The sequence below is a fragment of the Pedobacter psychrodurus genome, from assembly GCF_032678585.1.
Taxonomy (GTDB): domain Bacteria; phylum Bacteroidota; class Bacteroidia; order Sphingobacteriales; family Sphingobacteriaceae; genus Pedobacter; species Pedobacter psychrodurus_A.
In genome coordinates, this window is sequence record NZ_JAVTSN010000117.1 from 1 (window position 1) to 1,660 (window position 1,660).

Here is a 1,660-nt window from a genome sequence, read left to right on the forward strand (position 1 = left end):
CGTCATCCGATAGCTCCTAATGTCCGCAGGTTATAAAAAAAAATGCTGCAAAACCTTGATAAATAATGTTTTGCAGCAAGGTAATATTCACTTAAATTAGTGTTGACCAATATTAGTGCTGTGAAAATAATAAATTCAAATCCAATATCCTCTTTCGGAGGCATAAATTTTGTTTTTGACTACTTAAACAAGTTAGAAATCGATAAACTTTGCCATGCACATCTGCCCTTCGTTGCTGCCCAAAGCAAGTATTCCTGGAAGGATGTTTTCTACTCACTTAAATCTGTTTTTCTCTGTGGCGGCGATAGTATTGAAGATCTCCATACCCACTTAAAAAGTCATTTTCTCGACAATCCTTATCTTAAGCTGGCAAGCCCCGATACTGTTTTGAGAAGACTCTCTGAGCTTGCCGAAGAAACAAAAACCTGTGTAACCAAGCGAGGTGTGGCTACACATCAATATTGTACCAACCGGACCATGGAGAACTTTAACATGGAAGTCCTCAAAAAGATCGGGGTTCTTGATTCCCAGGAACTTACCCTTGATTATGATAACACGATCATTTTCAATGAAAAACAGGACAGTAAAATGACCTACAAAAGAGATTATGGCTATCAGCCAGGTGTTTGTACCCTCAATGAGCAATTTGTACTTTATATCGAAAACAGAAATGGAAATTCTGATGCAAAGTCATTTCAAAGGGATACGCTGGAAAGAATTTTTAATCTACTTGAAACAAAGAAAGTAAAAAAGATTAAAAACTTTCGGGCAGATGCAGCATCCTACCAGTATGACGTGGTTACTTTGCTGCAACAGAAGGTAGAACACTTTTACATAGGATGCAGGAACAGCTATGTCGAGAAATATTTTTCGCAAATTTGCAACTGGAAAGTGATGGAGGACAAAAATGGTCTGCTGGAAGTAGGATACATAGACATTCTTCCCTTTGTAAACCAGGTCAGGGAACAAAATCAACAGCCACAGACATATAGGCTGATTGCCAAACGAAGATTGAAAAAAGATGGCCAGGTAGATTTGATTACCCAGGATGCCTATGAATACAGGGGAATCCTAACTAACAACTTTGAAACGGATGTTGTTGACCTTGTCCATTTTTATAACCAGAGAGGGAGGATGGAGCGGCAATTTGATATCCTTAAAAATGATTTTGGATGGAACAACATGCCTTTCTCTATACTGAACAAAAACCTGGTTTTCCTATATTTTACAGCGATCTGCAGAAACATATATAATAAGATCATTGATTATTTTTCACAAAAGGTAAAAACGCTGAAGCCGTGTTTCAGACTAAAAAAGTTTCTTTTTAGGTTCATCATCCGGCCAGCCAGATGGGTTAGGCAGGGCAGACAACTGAAATTAAGAATTTACTCAATAGATCATAGCTACCCATAGCATCGGATAACTAAAAGAAATATTTAACGCTAATATGTTACCTGAAATATAGCCAGGAGGGGATCTCTATTTCCTTTTTATGCCTAAAATAAAATTTCGATCCCAAATCTGTTCAGAAATGCCAATCAAAAATGAACTTCAGCCTATAAATATAATTATCGCGGAATAAAATCAGGTGATATGCATTTTTAGAACTTAGTAATATTCAGATTACGACAGACATGCGGATTTTAGGAGCTATCGGATG

General features: G+C 37.2%; 1 protein-coding gene. It reads left to right on the top strand.

The features are described from left to right. Positions 1-120 precede the first annotated feature (120 nt). Positions 121-1,413, top strand: coding sequence for an IS1380 family transposase (locus tag R2S57_RS30275; protein WP_316848640.1), 1,293 nt, complete (start codon positions 121-123; stop codon positions 1,411-1,413). Positions 1,414-1,660: the final 247 nt, after the last annotated feature.